The organism is Streptomyces gobitricini (genome assembly GCF_039532985.1).
GTDB lineage: Bacteria > Actinomycetota > Actinomycetes > Streptomycetales > Streptomycetaceae > Streptomyces > Streptomyces gobitricini.
In genome coordinates this window covers 828-23,715 of sequence record NZ_BAAASR010000030.1, presented here as the reverse complement: position 1 = coordinate 23,715, position 22,888 = coordinate 828, and the positions used below count along the sequence as shown (strand labels likewise).

The 22,888-nt window shown below is 73.9% G+C and carries 18 protein-coding genes; 9 read left to right on the top strand and 9 right to left on the bottom strand.

The window, feature by feature from the left end; all coding sequences use genetic code 11:
- Positions 1-30 precede the first annotated feature (30 nt).
- Together ABD347_RS24790 and ABD347_RS24780 are read left to right on the top strand one after the other, a co-directional pair.
- On the top strand, positions 31-1,113 hold the full coding sequence (locus tag ABD347_RS24790; protein WP_344365200.1) for an adenosine deaminase: 1,083 nt from the start codon (positions 31-33) through the stop codon (positions 1,111-1,113).
- Positions 1,114-1,720: 607 nt separating this feature from the next.
- On the top strand, positions 1,721-3,157 hold the full coding sequence (locus ABD347_RS24780) for a serine/threonine-protein kinase (protein ID WP_344365197.1): 1,437 nt from the start codon (positions 1,721-1,723) through the stop codon (positions 3,155-3,157).
- 53 nt (positions 3,158-3,210) lie between these two features.
- Here the strand turns inward: ABD347_RS24780 and ABD347_RS24775 are convergent, their stop codons facing one another.
- Genes ABD347_RS24775 through ABD347_RS24760 form a run of 4 tightly spaced genes read right to left on the bottom strand, consistent with a single transcriptional unit; the run spans position 3,211 to position 8,307 of the window.
- Positions 3,211-4,143 carry a S66 peptidase family protein gene (locus tag ABD347_RS24775; protein WP_344365195.1) on the bottom strand — a complete coding sequence of 311 codons (933 nt, stop codon included), beginning with the start codon at positions 4,141-4,143 and terminating at the stop codon, positions 3,211-3,213.
- The gene (locus ABD347_RS24770) at positions 4,140-6,125 is read right to left on the bottom strand and encodes a prolyl oligopeptidase family serine peptidase (protein WP_344365193.1); all 1,986 of its coding nucleotides are present in this window, start codon (positions 6,123-6,125) and stop codon (positions 4,140-4,142) included. Before ABD347_RS24770 ends, ABD347_RS24775 begins: the two co-directional genes overlap by 4 nt.
- Positions 6,126-6,140: 15 nt before the next feature.
- A complete protein-coding gene (locus ABD347_RS24765) occupies positions 6,141-7,481 on the bottom strand; it encodes a M20/M25/M40 family metallo-hydrolase (RefSeq protein ID WP_344365190.1) in 1,341 nt (446 codons plus the stop codon).
- Positions 7,474-8,307 (bottom strand): M55 family metallopeptidase, encoded by an 834-nt coding sequence (locus ABD347_RS24760; protein WP_344365187.1) that lies wholly within the window; start codon positions 8,305-8,307, stop codon positions 7,474-7,476. The genes ABD347_RS24765 and ABD347_RS24760 overlap by 8 nt, the downstream gene beginning before the upstream one ends.
- A gap of 251 nt (positions 8,308-8,558) precedes the next feature.
- On the opposite strand from ABD347_RS24760, the gene ABD347_RS24755 reads away from it, so the two are divergent.
- Positions 8,559-9,302 carry a 2OG-Fe dioxygenase family protein gene (locus ABD347_RS24755; protein ID WP_344365184.1) on the top strand — a complete coding sequence of 248 codons (744 nt, stop codon included), beginning with the start codon at positions 8,559-8,561 and terminating at the stop codon, positions 9,300-9,302.
- Here ABD347_RS24755 and ABD347_RS24750 read toward each other — a convergent pair.
- The 4 genes from ABD347_RS24750 to ABD347_RS24735 all read right to left on the bottom strand — a co-directional run bounded on the left by ABD347_RS24750 (position 9,289) and on the right by ABD347_RS24735 (position 14,908).
- Positions 9,289-10,422, bottom strand: a complete 1,134-nt coding sequence (locus tag ABD347_RS24750; RefSeq protein ID WP_344365181.1) for a carboxylate-amine ligase — start codon at positions 10,420-10,422, stop codon at positions 9,289-9,291. The two genes, ABD347_RS24755 and ABD347_RS24750, sit on opposite strands and share 14 nt — an antisense overlap.
- A gap of 136 nt (positions 10,423-10,558) precedes the next feature.
- Positions 10,559-11,095, bottom strand: a complete 537-nt coding sequence (locus ABD347_RS24745) for a hypothetical protein (protein ID WP_344365178.1) — start codon at positions 11,093-11,095, stop codon at positions 10,559-10,561.
- Positions 11,096-11,502: 407 nt separating this feature from the next.
- Positions 11,503-14,229: an MFS transporter gene (locus tag ABD347_RS24740; protein WP_344365175.1), complete on the bottom strand. Its 2,727-nt coding sequence runs from the start codon at positions 14,227-14,229 to the stop codon at positions 11,503-11,505.
- A gap of 235 nt (positions 14,230-14,464) precedes the next feature.
- Positions 14,465-14,908 carry an SRPBCC family protein gene (locus tag ABD347_RS24735; protein ID WP_344365173.1) on the bottom strand — a complete coding sequence of 148 codons (444 nt, stop codon included), beginning with the start codon at positions 14,906-14,908 and terminating at the stop codon, positions 14,465-14,467.
- Positions 14,909-15,052: 144 nt separating this feature from the next.
- Here ABD347_RS24735 and ABD347_RS24730 point away from each other — a divergent pair, with 144 nt between their 5' ends.
- The 4 genes from ABD347_RS24730 to ABD347_RS24715 all read left to right on the top strand — a co-directional run bounded on the left by ABD347_RS24730 (position 15,053) and on the right by ABD347_RS24715 (position 18,759).
- Positions 15,053-16,090 carry an Rv2578c family radical SAM protein gene (locus ABD347_RS24730; RefSeq protein WP_344365170.1) on the top strand — a complete coding sequence of 346 codons (1,038 nt, stop codon included), beginning with the start codon at positions 15,053-15,055 and terminating at the stop codon, positions 16,088-16,090.
- 109 nt (positions 16,091-16,199) lie between these two features.
- Positions 16,200-17,783, top strand: a complete 1,584-nt coding sequence (locus ABD347_RS24725) for an alpha/beta hydrolase (RefSeq protein ID WP_344365168.1) — start codon at positions 16,200-16,202, stop codon at positions 17,781-17,783.
- Between the two features lie 38 nt (positions 17,784-17,821).
- Entirely contained in the window at positions 17,822-18,235 is a 414-nt protein-coding gene (locus ABD347_RS24720; RefSeq protein ID WP_344365165.1) for a RidA family protein, read from the top strand.
- Positions 18,232-18,759 carry a GNAT family N-acetyltransferase gene (locus ABD347_RS24715; protein WP_344365163.1) on the top strand — a complete coding sequence of 176 codons (528 nt, stop codon included), beginning with the start codon at positions 18,232-18,234 and terminating at the stop codon, positions 18,757-18,759. The genes ABD347_RS24720 and ABD347_RS24715 overlap by 4 nt, the downstream gene beginning before the upstream one ends.
- A 9-nt stretch (positions 18,760-18,768) precedes the next feature.
- On the opposite strand, the gene ABD347_RS24710 is transcribed toward ABD347_RS24715, so the two are convergent.
- Positions 18,769-19,344, bottom strand: a complete 576-nt coding sequence (locus tag ABD347_RS24710; RefSeq protein WP_344365443.1) for a HEAT repeat domain-containing protein — start codon at positions 19,342-19,344, stop codon at positions 18,769-18,771.
- A 774-nt stretch (positions 19,345-20,118) separates the two neighbouring features.
- Between ABD347_RS24710 and ABD347_RS24705 the strand changes: the two genes are divergently transcribed.
- On the top strand, positions 20,119-21,900 hold the full coding sequence (locus tag ABD347_RS24705) for a 3-hydroxyacyl-CoA dehydrogenase family protein (RefSeq protein WP_344365160.1): 1,782 nt from the start codon (positions 20,119-20,121) through the stop codon (positions 21,898-21,900).
- A gap of 103 nt (positions 21,901-22,003) precedes the next feature.
- A complete protein-coding gene (locus tag ABD347_RS24700) occupies positions 22,004-22,822 on the top strand; it encodes a TetR family transcriptional regulator (protein ID WP_344365158.1) in 819 nt (272 codons plus the stop codon).
- The last annotated feature ends 66 nt before the right edge of the window (positions 22,823-22,888 follow it).

Sequence of the window (22,888 nt, the reverse complement as noted above, 5' to 3'; positions counted from 1 at the left end):
GGCCCCGGGCGTGGCGTACACTCCCGCACCATGCACTTGTCTGACAACGTCTCCGCCGACGCTACGGCCGCCGACTGGATCCGCCGCGCCCCCAAGGCGGTCCTCCACGACCACCTGGACGGCGGGCTGCGCCCCGCCACGATCATCGAGCTGGCCCGCGAGTGCGGTTACACCGGCCTGCCGACCGAGGATCCGGCAGCGCTCGGCGTGTGGTTCCGCGACGCCGCCGACTCCGGTTCGCTGGAACGCTACCTGGAGACGTTCGCCCACACCTGTGCGGTGATGCAGACCCGCGCGGCGCTCTTCCGCGTCGCGGCGGAGTGCGCCGAGGACCTGGCGGCGGACGGCGTGGTCTACGCCGAGGTGCGGTACGCCCCCGAGCAGCACCTGGCGGCGGGCCTGAGCCTGGACGAGGTCGTGGAGGCCGTGAACGACGGCTTCCGCGAGGGTGAGCGCCGCACCGGCGGCCGGATCACCGTCGGCACGCTGCTGACCGGTATGCGCCACACCGACCGTTCGCTGGAGATAGCCGAGCTGACCGTCGCCCACCGCGAGCGCGGGGTGGCCGGCTTCGACATCGCGGGCGGCGAGATCGGCAACCCGCCCTCCCGCCACCTGCCGGCCTTCCAGCACCTCAAGCGGCACAACTGCCACTTCACCATCCACGCGGGCGAAGCCGTGGGCGCCGAGTCGATCCACGAGGCGGTGCAGGTGTGCGGTGCCGAGCGGATCGGCCACGGTGTGCGGATCACCGACGACATCGCCGAGGACGGCACGCTCGGCCACCTGGCGGCGTACGTCCGTGACAACCGCATCGCGCTGGAGGTCTGCCCCACCTCCAACCTCCAGACGGGCGCCGCGAAGGACTACGCGACCCACCCGATCGACCAGCTGCGGCGTCTCGGGTTCCGCATCACGCTCAACACCGACAACCGTCTGGTGTCCGGTACGACCATGAGCCAGGAGTTCCAGCACATGGTGGACGCCTTCGGGTACGGCCCCGAGGTCTTCGAGCAGTTCACGGTCGCCGCCGTCGAGGCCGCGTTCCTGCCGCTGCCGGAGCGCCGCCGGATCATCGACGAGGTGATCCGCCCCGGGTACGCGGCCCTCTGACGCCGCCGCTCCCCCGCCTCCCCTCCTGCGCCGTCCTCCGACGCGACGCGCCGGCACGGCCGGTCGCGGGCACGGGCGCGGTCGCGACGGTGGTCGCGCCGACGGCGCGGAGGCCGCGGGTCGCCGGCCTCCTGATCGCGCCGATCCCGCCGATCGGATCATCTGGGTCATCGGGCAGATCGAGGGGCTTCCGCTCCATCCGCTCGTCATGAGCCGGTCGGTCCGGGCGCACCCGCTGGTGGTGGCGGTCCCGGTGCCGGCGGGATCCGGCGCGGCGGGCACCGTGGGAGCGGGGTCGCGGGCGTCGCGGTGCCGAGGGTGTCCGTGACGTGACCGCCGTACGCGGCGCTGCGCGAGACCCGCCGACCGGCGGCCACGGCGCGCTCCTGAGCCGGTCGTTCGGCTGCGAGCCGCCGCGTGGTGACGCGGTGGCCGCCGGGGTCAGGCCGTCGCGGCCGTGCCGAAACCAGACCCGTACGGATGTCCGGGGATTCATGGGGCAGGCGTACTGCGTGCTCGTCACCATGCGATCAGTCATGAGCCCGGCACGTACGCGGGGTGGGGCGGGCGGACATCGGCAGGTGACGACAGGACGCAGGGAGCCCACATGAAGGTCCGCCCGTGGTCGGTTCGACCGGACTTCCGGCTCACGGCCCACGTGGTGGCCGGCCGCTACCGGCTCGACGATCTGCTGGGCCGCGGCGGCGGGGCCGATGTGTACGAGGGTCTGGACCTGCGGTTGCGGCGTCCCGTCGCGGTGAAGGTGCTCCGCCCGGAGGGTGAGGCCGTCACGGAGGAGCGCTTCGACAGCGAAGCGCGCCTGCTGGCCCGGTTGCAGCACCCCGGTCTGGTGACCGTGTACGACTGCGGCCGGGAGGACGGGCAGCCTTATCTGATCATGCAGCTGATCAGGGGCACGACACTGCGCACGCGGATAGCCCGGGAGCCCCTGACGCCCGCCGAGGCCTGCCGTATCGGATCGGCGCTGGCCTCGGCGCTGGCGCACGTGCACGCCAACGGCGTGGTGCACCGTGACGTCAAACCGTCGAACATCCTCCTGGACGAGGCGGGGACCCCCCACCTGACCGACTTCGGTATCTCCCGGCTGCTCGACAGCACGGCCCGCACGGCCACCGGCGCGCTGGTGGGCACCGCCGCCTACATGGCGCCCGAGCAGGTGCTCGGCAGGGGAGCCGGGCCGGCCTCCGACATCTACAGCCTCGGCCTGGTCCTCCTGGAGTCCCTGAAGGCTGAACTGGAGTACGACGGCGCCCCGCTGGAGGCCGCGATAGCCCGCCTGCACCGTCCCCCGGTCATCCCGCCGGAGCTTCCCGCCGAGCTCGCCGAGCTGCTGCGAGCCATGACCGCGTCCGACGAGGCCGGCCGGCCGGACGCCCGCGCCTGCTGCCGGGCGCTGACCGCGGCGGCTGCTGACAGCGGCTCGGCACCATGGGCCGGCCCGCTCCGCCCCCGGGAAGGTGAGCAGGGTGCCGAGCCCGTCGCCACCTCCACTACACGCGAGGGGACGAGCGTGCCGAGGTCCGCCTTCCGGGCACCCGCCGGCCGCCGTGCCCACCGGGCCCTGCTGGCGGCGGGCTCGACGCTCGCCGTCCTCGGCCTCGCGCTGACCGGCTCCACCGGTGGCCTGCCGACCGACGACCGGGACGCGGCCGCCCGTACGCCGCGCCCGGCCACGACCGAGCCGGCCACCACGGACCCGGCCGCGCCGGCGGGGGACCACTCCGGCCGCCCGACCCCCTCCCCCACGACACCGACGTCCCCCGCCGGCACCGCCGAAGCCGCCGCAGGCGCCGACGCGGTGACCGACGATCCCGGCACCCCGGCCGCTCCCGCCACCTCCCGCGAGAAATCTGGCGATCCACGGGCAGAGAACGTCCGTGGACCGGCCCACGACCGGACACGGCCGCAGCCGGGACAGGTGAAGCCGCCGGCGGAGCGGGACGAGAAGGCGGAGAAGGAGAAGGAGAGGGCGGAGAAGGCGGAGGAGAGGGCCGAGGAGAGGACGGAGGCGGACACGCACTGACCGGTCCGGCGGCGGGACGGTCCGGTGACCGCTCGGCCCCCGGTTCGGCCGCTTCAGCGCAGTGCGGGTTCGTCCAGGGTGAGGGTGCCCGCGTCAGCGTCCAGGAGGGCCGGGGCGCCGAGGGGGATGGTCAGGTTGGTCCTGCTGTGGCCGAAGCCCAGTTGCTCGACGACCGGTGGGCCGAGGGTCGCCAGCCGGTCGAGGAGGGTGGCGCGGACCTCCGCGTAGGGGCCGCACTCCGCCCAGGAACCGAAGGCGATTCCGGTGACGCCGTCGAGCCGGCCGGCACGCAGGAGCTGGGTGAGGACGCGGTCGAGGCGGTACGGCTCCTCGCCGACGTCCTCCAGCAGGAGCAGGCCGCCCCGGAGGGAGGCGCGGGCGTGCGAGGTGGCGAGGTCGGCGGCGAGCAGCGCGAGGCAGCCGCCGACGGTGACGCCCCGCGCCCGGCCGGGGACCATGGCCCGGGCGCTGCTCAGGCCCAGGGTGCGTACCGTCTCGGGTACGAAGAGCGTGGCCCGCAGCGACTCCTGGGTGGCGGCGTCCTTGATGAACGTCACCGCCCCGGCCATCGGCCCGTGCAGCGTGGCCAGTCCCATCCGCACGGCGAACGCCTCGTGCAGGGCCGTGACATCGCTGTAGCCGACGAAGACCTTGGGTCCGGCGGCTCTCATCGCCGGCCAGTCGAGCAGGTCGACCATGCGCTGCGCGCCGTACCCGCCGCGGGCGCAGATCACCGCGGAGACTGAGGGGTCGCACCAGGCCTCCGTCAGATCGCGGGCGCGGTCCTCGTCCGCCCCGGCGAGGTAGGGCAGCCGCGGGTGGACGTCCAGGGCGTGCGGCATCACGACGGGGTCGAGCCCCCAGCCGCGCAGGACGGCGAGCCCGGCCCGGAGGCGGTCCTCGGGGACGGGGCCGCTGGGCGACACGACGGCCACCCTGTCACCCGGACGCAGGCGGGAGGGCCTGGTCAGCGGCGTGACCGTCACGTGCGCAGCTCCAGCAGCGGCACGTCGAGCCGGTTGATGCCGAAGACCTGGACGTACAGGGCGAGTTCCGCCTCCAGGGCCCGGACCACGGTGTCGGCCCGGCGGAAGCCGTGCCCTTCGCCTTCGAAGGCGATGTACGCGTGCGGGATGCCGCGGCCCGCCACGGCGGCCAGGAACCGCTCGCTCTGCGCGGGCGGACAGATCACGTCGTCGAGCCCTTGCAACAGCAGGAACGGCGCGGTGATCCGCTCGACCTGGCCGAGCGGCGCCCGTTCCCGGTAGCGGCCGGGGACGTCCTCGGGCGGCCCGATCAGCGACTCCATGTAGCGGGACTCGAAGTCGTGCGTCTCCTGCGCCCACCCGCCGAGGTCGAGGACCGGGTAGAGGAGCGTGCCGCAGGCGTACACGTCGGTGGCGGCCAGCGACGCCGCGGCTGTCCAGCCGCCCGCGCTGCCGCCCCGGATGGCGAGCCGTGCCGGATCGGCCGTGCCCTCGGCGGCGAGCGCCTCCGCGACGGCGGCGCAGTCCTCGACGTCGACGACGCCCCACTGCTCCCGCAGCCGGTCGCGGTAGGACCGGCCGTAGCCGGTGGACCCGCCGTAGTTGACCTCGGCGACACCGATTCCGCGCGAGGTGAAGTAGGCGATCTCCAGGTCCAGGACGAGCGGCGCGTGTGCGGTGGGGCCGCCGTGCGCCCAGACCACGTAGGGCGGCAGTTCGTCGTCGGGCGCTATCCGGTCGGGATTGTGCGGCGGGTAGATGTGGGCGTGGATCTCCCGGTTGTCCGGACCGGTGAAGGCGCGGATCTGCGGCTCCGGGTAGTACGCCGGGTCCACGGAGTCGTCGTGGGCGGAACCGATGACGCGGGTACGCCCGGTACGGGTGTCCAGCTCCACCACCTCGTAGCCGCTGCGGGGGCTGGCCGCCACACCGACGACCCGCGTCCCGTGCCCGGCGAGGGTGGAGGCCCACTCGGTCCAGGGGCCCGGGGCGTCGACCACCTCGCCGGTCTCCGGGTCGAGTATGCCGAGGCTGGTGGCGCCCCCGCCGTGGATGACGGCGATCGTCCCGTCGTCCAGCGGCTGGAACCACTTCAGACCGATCTTCCACAACGGCCCGCCGAACTCCTCCGAACGGCCCGTGCACAGGCCGGCCGGCCCCGCGTCGCCCGGCCGCATCCGCTGCAGTTCCCACCAGCCGCAGGCGTCGGAGACGAACAGCAGCGAGCCGTCCGGGGCCCAGTCGGCCTGGCAGACCGCCTCATCAGGGCCGCCCGCGACCCTCCGCGCCCCGGTGAACGCTCCTTCTTCCGTGACGTCGGCGGTCATCACGACCGTGCCGTCCCACGGCATCCGCGGGTGGTCCCAGGCGAGCCACACGGCCCGTGCGCCGTCCGGCGAGAGGCGCGGTCCGGTGACGAACCGGTGCCGGTCGTCCGTCAGCTCCCGCACCGCACCCCGGTCCCCGGCGGCCGACCCGTCGAGCGGCACGGCGACGATGACCCGCCGCACGTCCCCCTGCCCGGGGCCGGTGAACTCCTCCAGGACGCACCACACCTCGCCCCGGTCCAGGAGGATGACGGGGTCCACCCAGCGCAGCCCGCCGCCCACTCCGGACACCGGGGTGAGCGGAACCGGGTCACCGGCACCGTCCGGCTCGTACGCGTAGAGCCGCTGGTCGGGGAAGTGGCTGAAGACGACGAGCGGCGCGACGCCCTCGCCGCGCACCGCCCCGGCCCAGGGCTGCCCGCCGTACTCGACCACCCTGCTGCGGACGTTCCACGGGGCGGGCAGCACCGGCTCCTCCGCCCCGCCCGGGCGCCGGCGCACCAGCGCACGTCTGCCGCCCTCGGCGGGCCGCGGCTCGGTCCACCACACTTCGTCGCCGACCACACCGACGTACTCGGGACGACCGCCGTGCGCGGCGGCGATGTGTGCGTCGATCGGTGACGGCCATGTTCCGTAGGCCCCCGTGGGTACCATGTGCGGATTTCCCCCCTACGCGGTCTGCAGATAGTGGTCGAGTACCCGGATGCCGAAGTGCAGCGCCTCGACCGGGACGCGCTCGTCGACGCCGTGGAAGAGCGCCTGGTAGTCGAAGCCGATGGGCAGCCGCAGCGGTGCGAAGCCGTAGCCCGTGATGCCGAGCCGGGCGAAGTGCTTGGCGTCGGTCCCCCCGGACATGCAGAACGGCACGACGTGGGCGTCGGGTTCGAAGTGCTCCAGCGCGGCGCGCATTTTGGCGTACGTCGGGGAGTCGACGGGCGCCTGGAGGGCGATCTCCTGGTGCTGGAACTCCCACTGGACGTCCGGCCCGGTGAGCATGTCCATGGTCTCGGAGAATTCCAGGTCGGCGCCGGGCAGTACGCGTCCGTCGATGTGGGCGGTGGCGACGCCCGGGATCACGTTGACCTTGTAACCGGCGTGGAGCATGGTCGGGTTGGTGCTGTTGCGGATCGTCGGTTCGACCAGGGCCGCGGCGCGGCCGAGCTTGGTCAGCAGGGCGTCGGCGTCGAAGTCCTCCGCGTCGAGGTCGGGCTGGAGGCCGTGGAGCGCGGCCAGTTCGGTGAGGGCGGCGCGCACGGTCGGGGTGAGCCGCACCGGCCACTGGTGCTCGCCGATGCGGGAGACGGCCGACGCGACACGGCTGACCGCGTTCTCCCGGTTGACCTTGGAGCCGTGGCCCGCCCTGCCCTCGGCGGTCAGCTTGAGCCAGGCGGTGCCACGCTCCCCCGCCCCGATCGGATAGATCTCCAGGCCCGGTCCGGCGTGGAAGGTGTAGGCGCCGGACTCTCCGATGCCTTCCGTGCAGCCCTCGAAGAGGTCCCGGTGGTGGCGCACCAGGTAACCGGCACCGTCGGCGGCGCTGGCCTCCTCGTCGGCGGTGTACGCGATGACGATGTCGCGCCGGGGGCGGATGCCGTGGCGGGCCCACTCACGGACGACCGCGAGGACCATCGCGTCCGTGTTCTTCATGTCGACGGCGCCCCGGCCCCACACCAGCCCGTCGCGCACCTCCCCGGAGAAGGGGTGCACCTCCCAGTCGTCGGGGTCGGCCGGCACCACGTCGAGGTGGCCGTGGACGAGCAGCGCGTCGGCGGACGGGTCGGTGCCCTCGATGCGCGCGACCACGTTGGTGCGGCCAGGGGTGCGTTCCACCATCACCGGTTCGAGGCCCGCCTCGGCGAGCCTCTCGGCCACGTACTCCGCGGCCGGCCGCTCCCGGCAGTCACCGCTGCCATGGTTGGTGGTGTCGATGCGGATGAGCTCGGAGGTGAAGGTGACCACCTCGTCGAGCGCCTGCGAGTCCGTGTCGAACGGCATCGTCACGTCAGCCATACTGCTCCTCCACTGCGGCCGAGACGATCGTGGTGACCGCCTTGAAGGCGCGAATGGCCTCGTACATCGTCTCGCTGGTGTACGCCACGCGCCGTTCGCCGCTGGTCGCCACGCCCGGAACGACGGTGGCGGCTGCCGCGAGGTGCTCCGCGTCGAACTCCAGCTCCACGGTGAACGGTCCGCCGCGCACCGGTTCGTACCGTACGGCGAGAGCGGTCGCGTCCTTGGCTGCGGCGCGGATGTCGGCGGCCGTCCGGGTGGGCGTGCGGCACACCGCCGCGTAGCGGGAGACATGGTCCTTGACGGCCACTTTGCGGGCCTCCGGGGCGTACGTCAGAGCGTCCTCGCAGGTCAGGTCGTCACCGGTGACCAGAATGACCGGGACGCCGTACTCGGCGACGACGTGGGCGTTGAGCATGCCCTCGCTCGCCCGCACGCCGTTGAGCCAGACGCCGGTGATGGAGTTGGCGAGATAGGTGTGGGCGAGGACCCCTTCGGTGCCCGCGCCCGTGTGGTAGCCGACGAACGCGATGCCGTCCACATCACCGTGCTGGACCCCTTCGACCATGGAGAGGGACTTGTGCCGACCGGTGATCATCTCGGCGCGCTCGTCGAGCCGTTCGAGCAGCAGGTTGCGCATGGTCCAGTGCGCTTCGTTGATGAGGACCTCATCGGCTCCGCCGTCGAAGAAGCCCAGCACGGCCGCGTTCACATCGGAGGTGAACATGGGCCGGCACCGCTCCCACTGGGGCGTGCCGGGCAGCACGTCGGCCGGCCAGGTCACACCGGTGGCGCCTTCCATGTCGGCGCTGACAAGGATCTTCATGCCTCGAAACCGTACGCGGTCCCGCCCCGCCTGCCCAGGCCTGTGGATAACTGTCGGCCGGGCTCGGCGGCCATACGCCGGGCACTCGCACCGGCCCCGCACACCGGCCGTGCACACGCCCGCCGACGGCGCGCCGTACACACTCCGGGCCGTGCGCCCCACGCACTTCCACGGCGCGCCGCCCGTACCCCATCCGGGCAACCGGCAGCGCGCCGGATGCGGACTTCCGCTCCCCACCGGAACATGGATCCATGGACCACGTGGCCAACGACAGGACCTCGACGCCCACCGCCCCGGTCACCGCCGCCCACGACGCGCTGGTGTCGACCGGCGCGTACGTGATGCCGCCCGCCCATGTCTCCGAATGCCTCGGCACGGACGAGCACGGCTGGGCCGCTTTCGCCGCCCACTGGGAGGAACTGGCCCCGGACGCGTACGCCGCCGAGCGCGGCACGCGCCGACTGCGCCGCTACGGGCACTTCCGCCTCTCCCGCACCGGGGAACTGACCCTGCTGCCGCACATCGCCTTCGTACAGCCGGAGGACACCAACCCGCTGTACGTCGACGTGGACCGGCACTTCGAACCCCTCACCGACGCCTTCGTGGCCGATCCGCTCCTGACGCCCCTGCTGAGGATGCTGGGCGACGTGGCGGCCTGCCTCGACGACGCCGGTGAGTGGGACGTCAAGGTTCACCCGTTCCGGGTCGTCGCCTCCACCGACAGCCAGGGCGCGCCCACCCCCGAAGGCATGCACCGCGACGGGGTCACCCTGGTGACGTCGCTGCTCATCGGCAGGGAGAACGCCACCGGCGGCGAGAGCACGGTGCACCACCCCGACGGTTCCGAGGTGCTGACCACCACGCTCAGCGAACGGGGGACGCTGCTCCTGGGCGACGATCACCGCACCCTGCACGGCGTGTCGCCGGTCCGGCCGGCCGACCCCGCCAGGCCCGCCCACCGGGACGTCCTCGTCACGACCCTCACCGCGCGCTGACACAGTCGGTGGCGCGCACCAGCGCGTCCACCACCCCGGCCGGACCCGCCTCGCCCCGGGCCCAGGCGCGCTGCCGCTCGGCGCCGGTGCCCCGGGCGGCGAGGCGCCGCAGGAACGCCGACACCTCACCCATGTCGCCGTACGTCTCCAGCACGGGCCGCACGTGCCGCACCAGCCGCTCCGCCTGTTCCGGGACGGGCAGGACGCGGCCGGTCAGGGCGTCCACGCCGCTGCCGGGCCGGCCGTCCCTGGCGGCGCGCCAGTAGGCGGCGCGCAGCAGCTCGCCACTGGTGCGCGGGCCCGGATCGCCGCGTCGGACGAGGTCCGCGGCCGTCACGACGAGCGCCCTGATCAGGGCGGTCATGGCGACCGCGTCGTCGATGTCCGCGAGGACGTCCATGGAACGGACCTCGATCGTCGGCAGCCGCGGGTTCGGCCGGAGGTCCCAGAACGGCATGCCGGGCTCCAGCATCGCCTCCGTCTCCGCCATGGCGACGGCCAGCCGCTCGTGCTCGTCGAGCGACCCGGCGTACGGCGGCGGGCCAAGGCACGGGAAACGGCCCCGGATGACGGACCGCCAACTGGCGTAACCCGTGTCGAGGCCCTCGTGGAACGGCGAGTTGGCGCTCAGCGCGACCAGGAGGGGCAACCAGGGCCGGAGGTGGTTGCCCACCAGGACGGCCAGTTCCTTGTCGGGCAGGTGCACATGGACGTGGAAGGCGCTGACAGTGAAGTCGTCGAGCATGGCGCGGTACTGATCGGCCCCGGCCCGGTAGCGGGGGTGGTCCCCGATGTCGGCGAGCGAGGAGACCCGCCGGGGGCCGCCGAGGACCGGTGTGCCGGACGCGCACAGCCGCAGGCCCTCCGCCCGGGCGGCCGCCATGGCCGCCGCCCGAACCCGGTGCAGCTCCTTGCGCAGCTCCTCGGTCCCCGGGCAGGGCGGGGTCTTGCCCTCGATCTGGTACTCGGTGAACTCGCCGGAGACGAGGTCTCCCACCATGGCGGAAGCACGAGCCACGACCTGGGCACCGGCCGGTTCGACGCCGCGCGTGCCGGGGTGGACGAGGAAGTACTCCTCCTCCACTCCGACCGTGGGCGCGTGGTTCTCCCAATCCTTCACCGCTTCAGCATCACGCGTCCTGGCGGCCCTGTCGCGGGGAACGACGGGGAAGGACAGGAACGATGGCGAGAGACGGCTAATGGTGGGGAAGGACGGTGGACTTCCGCCGGGGGCCGGCCCGAGAGCGGCCCGGTGGTCAGCCCGTGAGCGGCACGGGTCCGGCCGCCAGCCTGTCGAGGAGCCGGTCCCTGTGGAGGTCCGCTATGGGCGCGAGCAGGTCGGGGTGGCGCAGCAGCGCGGCGGCCCGCCGGTCACGCTCGTCGGGGTCGGCCAGCCGCCGGAACTCGACCGGCGCGCCCGCCGTGTGCGCGGAGCCGGTGAGCGCGTCGATGGCGGCCGCGGCCAGCTCGGGCCCGCCGAGCAGGACCGCGGCCCAGCTCGCGACGACCTCGTCGACCCATGTACGCCAGGCCGCGGCGCCCTCCTCACCGCTTCCGGTGGCCTCCGCGCCCGTGACCCCGTCGAGGCGCCCGGAACCGCCCGGCCCCGCCACGGCGACCAGCGCGGCGTCCATCGCCGTCGGGTAGCGCAGCCACGCCGCGACAGTGACGGCCTGCCGCGCCTGCGCCTCGGCCAGGGCGGTGTCGAGCGCGCCCCCGCCCGGCGGATAGGCGCGCACGAGCCACTGCGCGGTCGCCGCTATGAGCGGGGAGAGCGAGAAGTCTGCGGGCACGGCTGATCCATCCGAATCCGAATTCACGGGGACGCTGGCGAACGGAGAACGTACCCCCGGATCGCGGATACGGAAATGACGCAGCTCACGCTCGGCGGCGGCCGGGAGTACCGGTGAGCCACCGCGCCGGCCTGCCGGTGACGACACGCTGGGCGCGCGGCAATACACCGGGCCGTGGCACGGCGGCTTTCATGGGCGAAGCCCGGACGTGCCCCCGCGGCGCCGGTGGGTCGCACGCCCCGCGGCCACGGGAACGCCTCGCGCCATCACGAACGGAACCCGCTCACCGCGCCCGCCGCCGGCCACCGCCACCCGCCCGCCCGAAACGCGCCCGCCGCCGACCACCGCCACCCGCCCGATCCGCCACGCCCGGCGAACCCCGCGCCGCGAGACCGGCCGGCCCGGCGTCAGTCCTCGTGTCCCAGCCGCAGATCGCGCTCGGTACGGCCGCCTCCCGCCACCCGCAGCACGGTGGCCACCGGCGGGTAGCCCGCCGCGATCACGGTGTACTCGCCGGACGGGAGGTCCAGGAAACCGAACGTGCCGTCGGGGCCCGTGGTGAGCGTGTCGACGACGTTCCCGGCGGTGTCGAGCAGCATCACGCGCGCGTCCTCCACGGGCCTCCCGTCGGGCGACCGTACCGTCCCGCGCAGCACGGCGTCCCCGGCCAGCTCGATGTCCTGACGGGTTTCGCGGACCGCCTGGACGCTCACCGGCAGGGCGGCGGGCCGGAGCCCGGGGGCGCCGGCGGCCAGGGTGTACTCCCCCGCCACCAGCGCGGTCAGGACGTAGCTCCCGTCCCGCCCGGCGCGGGTGCTCGCGACGACCTCCCCGCGTACGTCGGTGAGGGTCACCGCCGCCTCGCGTACCGGGGTGCCGTCGGCGGTGTGCACGGTCCCCGCGAGCCGGCCGGCACCACCGAGGACCACGTCGATCTCGACGGGCCGCTCACCGACGATGACGGGGAGGGCCTGCGGCTGATGTCCGCCGGCCGCCGCGATCAGCACGTACGAACCGGCGCCGGGCACACTGAGCGCGTACCGGCCGTCGTCGCCGCTCGCCGCGCGCCCCACCTGCCGTCCGTGCGTGTCGATGAGGGTGACGGCGGCGCACGGCACGCGGGTGCCGTCGTGGTGCTGGACGGCGCCGCGGACCGGCACTCCCGCGCGGGGCCGCGGCGACGCCGTGCGCGGCGGGGGCACGGCGGTGGTGGGGGCGCCGTGCGCCACCAGCGGTTTCTCCTTGAGCAACAAGGCGAGGAGCAGGCCGAGGCCGAGGACCGGCACCAGGTGGAGGAAGGTCCGCGGCATCGTCTCGACGTACGCCTCGGTGTACGCGTCGCGCAGCGCGGGCGGCATGGCCTCCAGGAGCCGGGGGGTGACCGCCCAGGGCCCGGGGATGCCGGTGCCCGCTCCCCCGGCCGGGAACCGGCCGCCGAGGGCATGGTCGAGGCGGTGGGCGAGGAGGGCGCCGAGCCCGGCCGCGCCGAGGCAGCCGCCGAGCAGCCTGACGTGGATGTGGGCACTGGTGGCGGTGGAGAGACCGGCGGGTGGTGCGGCGTTCTGGACGGCGAGGACGACGGCGGGCAGGACGAGGCCGATACCGACGCCGAGCAGGGCCTGCCAGACGCTGTGGGTCAGGCGCGGCGTGTCGGGCTCCAGGCGGGACAGCAGCCACATGCCGACGACCGATACGGCGCCGCCGAGCACCGGATGGACCGTGTAACGGCCGGTACGGCCGATGAGGTGCCCGGAGAGCAGGGACGCGACGACGAGGCCGGTCGCCAGCGGCAGCATCAGCAGCCCTGCCTCGGCGGCGTCCGCGCCTGCGGTCAGCCGGAAGAAGGCGGGCAGGCAGTCGGCGGCGGCGAAGAGCGCGACGCCGGCGGTGGTGCCGACGAGACCGGCGGCCGCGAAGGTGGGGTCGCGCAGCAGCCTCGGTGGGACGATCGGTTCGGTCGCGTGGTTCTCCACGACGACGAAGAGCAGGATGGTGCCCGCCGCGCCGCAGGCCAGGCCCAGGACGACGCGGGAGCCCCAGGCGTACTGCGTGCCGCCCCAGTCGGCCAGCAGCAGGATGAAGGCGGAGGCGGACGCGAGCAGGAGGACCCCCAGAACGTCCGGGCGCCGTCGGGTGGCGGGCCCGGCGGACCCGTCCGGCCCGGCGGACCCTCCCGACCCGGTGGGCCCGGCAGACCCGGCTGCGGTGATGGGCGCCCGCCGAGGGAGTGCCGTACCGACGAGGAGGAGCGCGAGCAGGCCGAGGGGGAGGGCGCCCCAGAAGCACCATCGCCAGGAGGCGTACTCGGTGATGAGCCCGCCGAGCATGGGGCCGGCCAGTGAGGCGAGGCCGAAGGCGGCGCCGACGAGGCCCAGGTAACGGCCGCGCCTGCGGCCGGGGACCAGGTCCGCGGTGATCGCGTACGCGCCGGCCAGCAGGCCCCCGGCGCCGACGCCCTGGACGGCGCGGAAGGCGATGAGCTGGTCCATGGAGCGCGACCAGCCCGCCAGTGCCGAACCGGCGAGGAAGACCACGAGGGCGACCTGGAAGACGCCCTTGCGCCGCCGGAGGTCGCCGAGCCTGCCGTGCACGGGGAGGGTGACGGCGACGGCGAGGAGGTAGGCGGTGGCCGGCCACGGCGTCCGGTCCGGCGTACGGAGGTCGGAGGTGATCGCCGGGAGAGCGGTGGCGGTGACCAGCTGCTCCAGCACGGCGAGCAGCAGGGCCAGGACGAGCCCGCAGAAGACGAGGCGCACGCGCGCGGGGCCGAGCGGGGCGGCGGCGGGGAGGGGCGGTTCGCCGTCCCGCGGGCCGGCGGTCGCCGTGGCGCCGGTTCCCCGGCCGGGAGCAGCCGGGGTGCCCGGCGGGGCGTCCGCCTCCCAGGGTTCGGCGTCGGGGCCGTCTCCATGACCGGCCCTCCCGGCGGCGCCGCCCTGGGTGGCCGGTCGTGAGCCCGTGGGCGCGGGCGTCCGGGAGTCCGTCTCGTCGGCGCGCCGCGGGCCGGCCGGGGTGCGACCGGCTGGGAAGCCGGCTCCCGGCCCGGTGCGGGCGCCCGGCCCCTGGGCGGGCGCCCCGGACCACCGCCCCCGGGCGGGCGGTGTGTGGCCGTCGTTCGCCAGCGTGCTCCCACCCACGAACCTGCTCCCCTCGGTCGTGCCTGCGCGGCGCGCCATTGTTCGCATTACGCGCTGAGAGGGAGCAAGGAGGGCATTACGGGGTCACACGGTGGGCGAGCGGCCGGAACACGGCGTGCCCCGGCGCTCATCAGGCGCTTTCCCGTGACTCAGCGCCCGCCGGGGGTGCTCAGGAGCGGGGGGCGGAGACGGGAAGACCACCCGAACCGGTGACCGTGGCGAAGCGCTCCGGGACCTACTTCTCCACCTCGGCGGCGAGGTTGGCGAGCAGCTGGTCGTAGATGCGGCCGAGGCCCTTGGGTGCGAAGGTCTTCTCGAAGAAGCCGCCGATGCCGCCCGCGCCGTTCCACACGGTGGTGACGACGGCCTTCGCCCTGCCTTCGCCGGCCGGGGTGACGGTCCAGGTGGTGACCATGGAGGAGTTGCGGTCCTTCTCGACGAGCCGGCCGTCGCTCGGCTCGGTGACCTCCAGCAGGCAGTCGCGGATGCGCTTGCTGGTGGCCTGGAGCTTCCAGTGGACGAGGGTGCCCTCGCCGTCGCCGCCCTCGCGCACCTCGTACTCGCTGAAGTGCTCGGGCAGCAGCTTCCCGCGGGTCTCCTTGTAGTCGGCCAGCGCGTCGAACACCGTCTCCGCGTCCGCCGCGATGACCCGCTCCGTCGTGGCCTCGACCTGCGCCATGCCATGTCCTCCAGCACTCGTTCGTAAGGGGAGGCACCAGCCAACCACCTGCGCGGTGGGCGCCCAAATCCGGGGGAGGGACGACAGCGGCGATCACGGGAACATGTGTTCTATTGTGTGGGGAGCTCTACCGAGGAGGCGTCCATGCGCTGGGACAACCTGAGTGAGACCCCCACCGGGGACTCCGTACTGTTCGGGACGGACGCCGTGGTCACGCGTACGTTCGACACCCCGGAGTTCCGGGGGATCACCTTCCACGAAGTGCGGGCCCGGTCGATCCTCAACCAGGTGCCCGGCGCCTCCCGCATGCCGTTCGAATGGACCGTGAACCCCTACCGGGGCTGCACGCACGCGTGCGTGTACTGCTTCGCCCGCAGGACGCACAGCTACCTGGATCTCGACACCGGCCTCGGGTTCGACTCCCAGATCGTGGTGAAGACCAACGCGCCGGAGCTGCTGCGCAAACAGCTCGCCTCACCCCGCTGGCAGGGCGCGCACATCGCGATGGGCACCAACGTGGACTGCTACCAGCGGGCCGAGGGCCGGTACCGGCTGATGCCCGGCATCCTCGCCGCGCTGCGCGACCACGCGAACCCCTTCTCGATCCTCACCAAGGGGACGCTGATACTCCGGGACCTCGACCTGCTCCTCCAGGCGGCCCAGGTCACCGACGTCGGCATCTCCGTCTCCGTCGGCTTCACCGAGCATGAGCTCTGGCGTACCGTCGAGCCCGGCACGCCCGCCCCGGAGCGCCGCCTCGCCGTCGTCCGCACACTGACCGATCACGGCATCGGCTGCGGGGTGCTGATGGCCCCCGTGATCCCCTTCCTCGGCGACCACCCCGACGAGCTGCGCGCCACCGTGCGCGCGATAGCCGCGTCCGGGGCGACGTCGGTGACCCCGCTCGTGCTGCACCTGCGGCCCGGGGCCCGCGAGTGGTTCATGGCCTGGCTGAACCGCCACCACCCGCACCTGGTGCGGCGCTACGAGCGGTTGTACGCGGAAGGCGCCTACGCCCCGAAGTGGTACCAGCGCCGGATCACCCGTCAGGTGCACGAACTCGCCGACGAGTTCGGCATAGGCCCCGCGCGGCGGGGCGCGTCCCGCCGCGTCACGCCGCCGTCCGACGAGCCGCGGCGGCAGCCGTCGGAGCCGGGGCCCACCCAGCTCACCCTCCTCTGATCGGGTCAAGTCCGGCTCCGGCGTGCCCGCCCGGGACGGAATGCGGGGACGATCTCGCGAGGGCCCCTGTGCCCTCGCGACCCATCGTTCCGCTCGCTCGGGAGGCCGTATGCAGAGACGTGCAGGAGTGCTGATCGCCACCGGGGCGCTGATGGCGGGTGCCGTCACCGCCGTACCGTCGGCGGCGGAACCCGCCGTCGGGGAACAGGCGGGCGCGCTCGCCTGGAAGGCGTGCGCCACCAAGCAGTACCCCAGGCTGCAGTGCGCGACGGTACGGGTGCCGCTGGACCACGACGACCCGGGCGGTGAGCGGATCACCCTCGCCCTGTCCCGGATCCCGCACACCGCCCGGACCTACCAGGGCCCCCTGCTCGTCAACCCGGGCGGCCCCGGCGCCAGTGGGCGCACGATGGCCGGGTTCGTGGCCGCGTCGCTCCCGGCGAAGGTGGCGGCGCAGTACGACGTCATCGGCTTCGACCCGCGCGGGGTGGGCGCCAGCAGGCCAGCGCTCGACTGCAAGCCGGGCTACTTCACCCCCGTGCGGCCGGACTCCGTGCCGCGCGACCAGCGGGAGGAACGCGTCAACCTGGCCAGGGCCGCGTCGTTCGCCAAGGCGTGCGGTGACAAGTACGGCGGCCTGCTGAGGCACATGAGCACGGTGAACACGGCCCGGGACCTCGACGTCGTCCGGCAGGCGCTCGGCGCGCAGAAGATCAACTACTTCGGGTACTCGTACGGCACGTACCTCGGCACCGTCTACGCCAAGCTGTTCCCGCAACGGTTGCGGCGCGTGGTGCTGGACTCGGTGGTGGACCCGCGCGGCGTCTGGTACGACCTCAACCTGGCGCAGGACGTGGCCTTCGACGCCCGGCACAAGGCGTTCCTGGCGTGGGTGGCCAAGCACCACGCCGCGTACCGGCTGGGCACCGACCCGGCGAAGGTCGAGGCGCGCTGGTACGCCATGCGCGAGGCGCTGCGGAAGAAGCCGGCGGGCCGCAAGGTGGGCCCGGCCGAGCTGGAGGACACCTTCCTTCCGGGCGGGTACTTCAACGGCTTCTGGCCCACGCTCGGTGAGGCGTTCTCGGCGTACGTCAACGACAAGGACCCGGAGCCCCTCGTGGCGGCGCACAAGGCGCTGGCCTCGTCGGACGCGGCGGACGACAACAGCTACTCCGTCTACGCGGCCGTGCAGTGCCGTGACGCACGGTGGCCCAAGGACTGGAGCTTCTGGCACCGGGACAACTGGGAGCTGTACGGCAAGGCACCGTTCTCCACCTGGAACAACGCCTGGTACAACGCGCCGTGCGCCTTCTGGCCCGTCGCGTCCCTGGCGGCGCCGGACCTGACGAACGACGCCCTGCCTCCGGTGCTGATGTTCCAGGCGACGGAGGACGCGGCCACTCCGTACGCGGGCGGCGTCGCCCTCCACCGGCAGCTGCGCGGTTCCAGCCTGGTCGTCGAGCGGGGCGGCGGCAACCACGCCATCACGCTGGGCGGCAACACCTGCCTGGACCGGCACCTGGCGCGGTACCTGGAGACGGGCCGGGTTCCCCGGGGCAAGCCGGGGGCGGCGGTGGACGCGGTCTGCGAGGCGACGCCCGATCCGCGGCCGGCCGGCAGGGCCGGAGCCGCCGGGCCCGCGGGCCGGACCGGTGGCGCGGCACTGCACGGGCTGCTGGGCCACGGGGGCTGACCGGCCGATTGTCAGTGGCGTGCGCGAGGATGAGGCGCATGAGCGATCACCTCACCCATGTGCACGCCCCTGACGGGGTCGCACCCGGCTCCGGTTACAGCCATGTCGTCTGGGGCAGCGGCCGGTTCGTCGCGATATCCGGCCAGTGCGCCCTCGACGCGGACGGCCGCCTGGTGGGCGAGGGCGACGCGGGTGCCCAGGCCCGCCAGGTCTTCGAGAACCTGCGCCGGTGCCTGGCCGCGGCGGGCGCCGGTTTCGACGACGTGGTCAAGCTGACGTACTTCGTCACCGATGCCGCCCACCTCCCGGCGGTGCGGGCAGCCCGGGACGAGGTGATCGACACGGGGTGTCCGCCGGCGAGCTCGGCGGTACAGGTGTCGGCCCTGTTCCGGCCCGGACTGCTCGTGGAGATCGAGGCGTTCGCGGTGCTCCCGGAGGGGCCCCGCCCATGACGGACACCGTCCGGGTGCGGGAGATGGTGGAGGACGACTGCGAGGCCGTCGCCGAAGTGCGGGTGCGTGGCTGGCGGTTCGCCTACGACGGTCTGGTACCGGCGTGGTACCTGCGGGCGATGAGCGTGGAGGCGGACGCGGAGGCCCGCCGGAAGCACTTCGCCCGGGACGGTGCCCGGAACGTCAACCTGGTGGCCGAGCGTGCCGGTTCCGTGGTCGGGTGGGCGTGTTACGGGCCGTACCGGGACGGGGCGACGACGACGGGGGAAGGCGAGCTGTACGCGCTGTACGCACGGCCGGACCACCTCTCGACCGGTGTGGGCCGCGCCCTCATGGACGAGACGGCCGCCCGCGCGGCAGCCGAGGGGTATCAGGCGCTCCGGTTGTGGGTGCTGAGGGACAACGCCCGCGCGCGGCGCTTCTACGAGCGCGCCGGCTTCGTGCCGGACGGCGTGGAGGAGCCGTGGCACGTGGCGGGGGTCACGGTGGCGGAGCTCCGCTACGTCCGCCGCCTGTCCGGCTGAGGAACCGGGTCAGGCCGGCGACGCGGTACGCGGGGGCAGGCGCCTCAGCGCGGCCACGGCCGCCGCGGAGAGGCGGGGATGGGCGCAGGCGGCTTCGAGGACCGGACGGGCCCGGGAGTCGCCCAGGGCGCCGAGCCCTTCCGCGCAGGCGACGCCCACCCGCCAGTGGGGGTCGCCTGCGGTCAGGCGGCGCTCCAGGACGGTGACGAGCGCCGGTACGGACTCCGGGGCGCGCAGGTCCGTGAGCAGCCGGACCGGCAGCAGGGCGTAGGCCACGCGGAGCTCGTTGGTGGCCAGCGCGGCCGCCGCCCTGGGCGTGCGGGGATCGCCCAGCCGGGTCAGGGCGTAGGCGGCCGAGACGCAGCGCTCGGGGTCCCGGTGGTTGAGGAGCAGGACCAGCGCCTCGAAGGCGCGCCGGTCGCCGGCGAGGCCGAGCCGGAACGCCGCGATCTCCCGCGCCCACAGCGGCTTTCCGTTCCGGGTGAGTACGGCGGCGAGCTCGTCGGGGTCCCGGGCGCTCATCAGCCGTGTGAACTCGGGCGACCCTCCGGCCTCCTCCCGCAGCCGGTGCGCGAGCGACCTCAGCTCCTCCTCGTCCGCGCTCCGGGCCGCCGTCGTTCCTCCCCGCCCGGTGCCCGCCGGGGCCGCCCGGGTCCGCGCGGCCCGCCCGCCCGCTCCCACGCGCCCGCCGGCCTCCCGCGCCCGCGCCTCCGCGCCACCGGGCTCCCCGTCGTCCCCGACGGGACCGGGCGCCGCCGCGCCGCCCCCCTGCTCCCCCACACCCCGCGCGCCCATCCCGTCCGCGGGCACGGCGTCCTTCTCCCCCACGGCGTTCCCCTCCTCCACGGCTTCCGCCCGGCCCACGGCCGTCACCCACCCCGCGCCGCCCCCCGCGCCCACATCCACACCCGCACCCACATCCGCCGGACGCGCCCCCTCCGCCGCCTCACCCGGGTGCCCGGCGTCCACGGGCCCCGTGGCGTCCGTCGCGTCCGTCGCGTCCGTGCCCTTCATGGCGTCCATGGCTGTCAGTATCCGGCCGCACAGCGATCCACATCACACATTCGACTCACTTCCCAGGACTGGCGCGCTCGTTACCCGCCGGTTAATCTCATGTGAGCGGGCTACACCCGCACCCTCACGGCGGCCTGGTGACGCAGCCGCCGCGAGTGCCTTGTCGGTTCGGCACCTTGTACGGCGTGGCTCCGGGACAGAGTCCGCCGGTTCTCCCTCACCGCGACAGCACGGCGCTGCGCAGCACGGCTGCGCACGACCCGCACGCATCCACGTACACCGTCTCTCCGGTCGTACCTCCCGCGCGCGCCCCTCATCAGTCGTCACTCACCCTGGAGTCCCGTGATGGACACCCCTCTCTCCACCATCGCCGTCGTCGGTCTCGGCACGATGGGCACAGGTATCGCCGAGGTCCTGGCCCGGTCCGGGCGCGAGGTCATCGGCATCGACATCAGCGAGGCCGCCGCCGCCCGCGCGATCACCGCCCTGGAGTCCGCCACCGCCCGTTCCGTGGCGCGGGAGCGGATCACCGAGGAGGAGCGTCGGGATGTCCTCGCCCGGTTCCGCGCCTTCTCCGACCTCCAGGCCGCGGCCGACGCCGACCTCGTCATCGAGGTCGTGCCCGAGTCGTACGAGGTCAAGCAGCAGGTCTTCCGGGCGCTGGACTCCATCATCCGCCCGGAGGCGATCATCGCCACCGGTACGAACGCCCTGTCGGTGACCCGGCTGGCCGCCGACTCCGCACACCCGGAGCGCGTGCTCGGCCTGCACTTCTTCAACCCCGCGCCCGCGATGAAGCTCGTCGAGGTGGTCTCCTCGGTGCTGACCGCCCCGCAGGCCGTCGCCGCCGTCACCGACCTCGCGCACGCGCTCGGCAAGGAGCCCGTCTCGGTCGGTGACCGGCCCGGTTTCGTCGCGGACGGCCTGCTGTTCGGCTACCTCAACCAGGCCGCCGCGATGTACGAGGCCAAGTACGCCTCGCGCGAGGACATCGACGCCGCGATGAGGCTGGGCTGCGGACTCCCGATGGGCCCGCTGGCCCTGCTGGACCTGATCGGCATCGACACCGCCCGTACCGTCCTGGAGGCCATGTACGCGGAGTCGCACGACCGGCTGCACGCCCCCGCGCCGGTCCTCAAGCAGCTCAGCGAGGCGGGTCTGACCGGCCGCAAGTCGGGGCGCGGCTTCTACACCTATGAGGCGCCCGGCAGCGGCGTGGTGGTGCGCGACGCGCTGACCCCGCTGGAGACCGCCTCCGCGGGCGCGGGCCGTGAGGTCCGGTCGGTGGGCGTCGCCGGCTCGGGCACCATGGCGAGCGGCATCGCGGAGGTCTTCGCGAAGGCCGGTTACGACGTGGTGCTCGCGGCCCGGTCCGCCGAGAAGGCGGAGACGGCCAAGGCGCGGATCGCCAAGTCCCTCGCCCGCTCGGTGGAGAAGGGGCGGATGACCCCCGAGGCGCGCGACGGGGCGCTGGCCCGTGTGACACCGGCCGGTTCGCTCGACGCGTTCGCCGAGGTCGACCTCGCGGTCGAGGCCGTCGCCGAGGACCTGGAGATCAAGCAGCAGCTGTTCGCGACCCTGGACAAGGTCTGCAAGCCGGGCGCGGTGCTCGCCACCACGACCTCCTCCCTGCCCGTCGTCGCCTGCGCCCGCGCCACCTCGCGCCCGCAGGACGTGATCGGGATGCACTTCTTCAACCCGGCCCCGGCCATGAAGCTCGTCGAGGTGGTGCGCACGGTCCTCACCGGCGACGACGTCCACGCCACCGTCCGCGAGGTGACCGCGAGGATCCGCAAGCACCCGGTGGACTGCGGTGACCGGGCCGGTTTCATCGTGAACGCGCTGCTCTTCCCGTACCTGAACAACGCGATCAAGATGGTCGAGCAGCACTACGCGTCGCTCGACGACATCGACGCCGCGATGAAGCTGGGCGGCGGTTACCCGATGGGGCCCTTCGAGCTTCTGGACGTCGTCGGGCTCGACGTCTCGCTGGCGATCGAGCGGGTCCTGCACCGGGAGTTCCGTGACCCGGGCCTGGCTCCGGCGCCGCTCCTGGAGCATCTGGTGGCGGCGGGCTGCCTTGGCCGGAAGACGGGGCGTGGCTTCCGCGAATATGCCCGGCGCTGAGCCGTACGGGGAGTGGGGCGGGTTGCTCGACCGGGCCGGCGGCCCGGCGGGCGACCCCGCCCCGCAGGCGCGGTCTCCTGCACAGATGCAGTACGTTCAGGTCATGTCCCAGCCCGCCAAGTCACCCCGTGCCACCGCCACGTCCGACGCCCCCGAGAGCGCCACGGGCGGCCGTGCCGCCGCCCAGCGGCTGAAAATGCGCCGTGAGCTGGCGGCCGCGGCCATGGAACTGTTCGCGACCAAGGGGTACGAAGCGACGACGGTCGACGAGATCGCCGCCGCGGCCGGGGTCGCCCGGCGCACCTTCTTCCGCCACTTCCGCTCGAAGGAAGAGGCGATCTTCCCGGACCACGACGACACCCTCGTGCGGGCGGAGGCGGTCCTGAACGCCGCCCCCGCGCACGAGCACCCGCTCGACACGGTCTGCCGGGGCATCAAGGAAGTCATGAAGATGTACGCGGCGTCGCCCGCGGTCTCGGTCGAGCGCTACCGCCTCACCCGCGAGGTGCCCACCCTCCGGGAGCGGGAGATCGCCTCGGTGGCGCGGTACGAGCGGCTCTTCACGCGCTATCTGCTGGGGCACTTCGACGAGCGGGACCACCACGACGGCAACGACGACCCGCTGCTGGCGGAGGTGGCCGCGTCCGCGGTCGTCACGGCGCACAACCATGTGCTGCGCCGCTGGCTGCGGGCGGGCGGCCAGGGAGACGTGGAGTCCCAGCTGGACCACGCGTTCGCCATCGTCCGGGACACGTTCGGCACGGGCATAGGCGCGGGGCGCGCCGCCGGCGCGACGACCCCCTCCAAGGCCCCCGCCGCGACGGCGAGCACCACCGGCGACGTCCTGGTGACCGTGGCCCGCACGGACACCCCACTGGACGAGATCATGCGCACCATCGAGCGGACCCTCAAGAGCCGCTGAGGGGCCCTTCGAGCCCTTCCGGTCCCCTGTCCGGCGGACCCGCGCCCGCCCGGCCCGACGAATTCG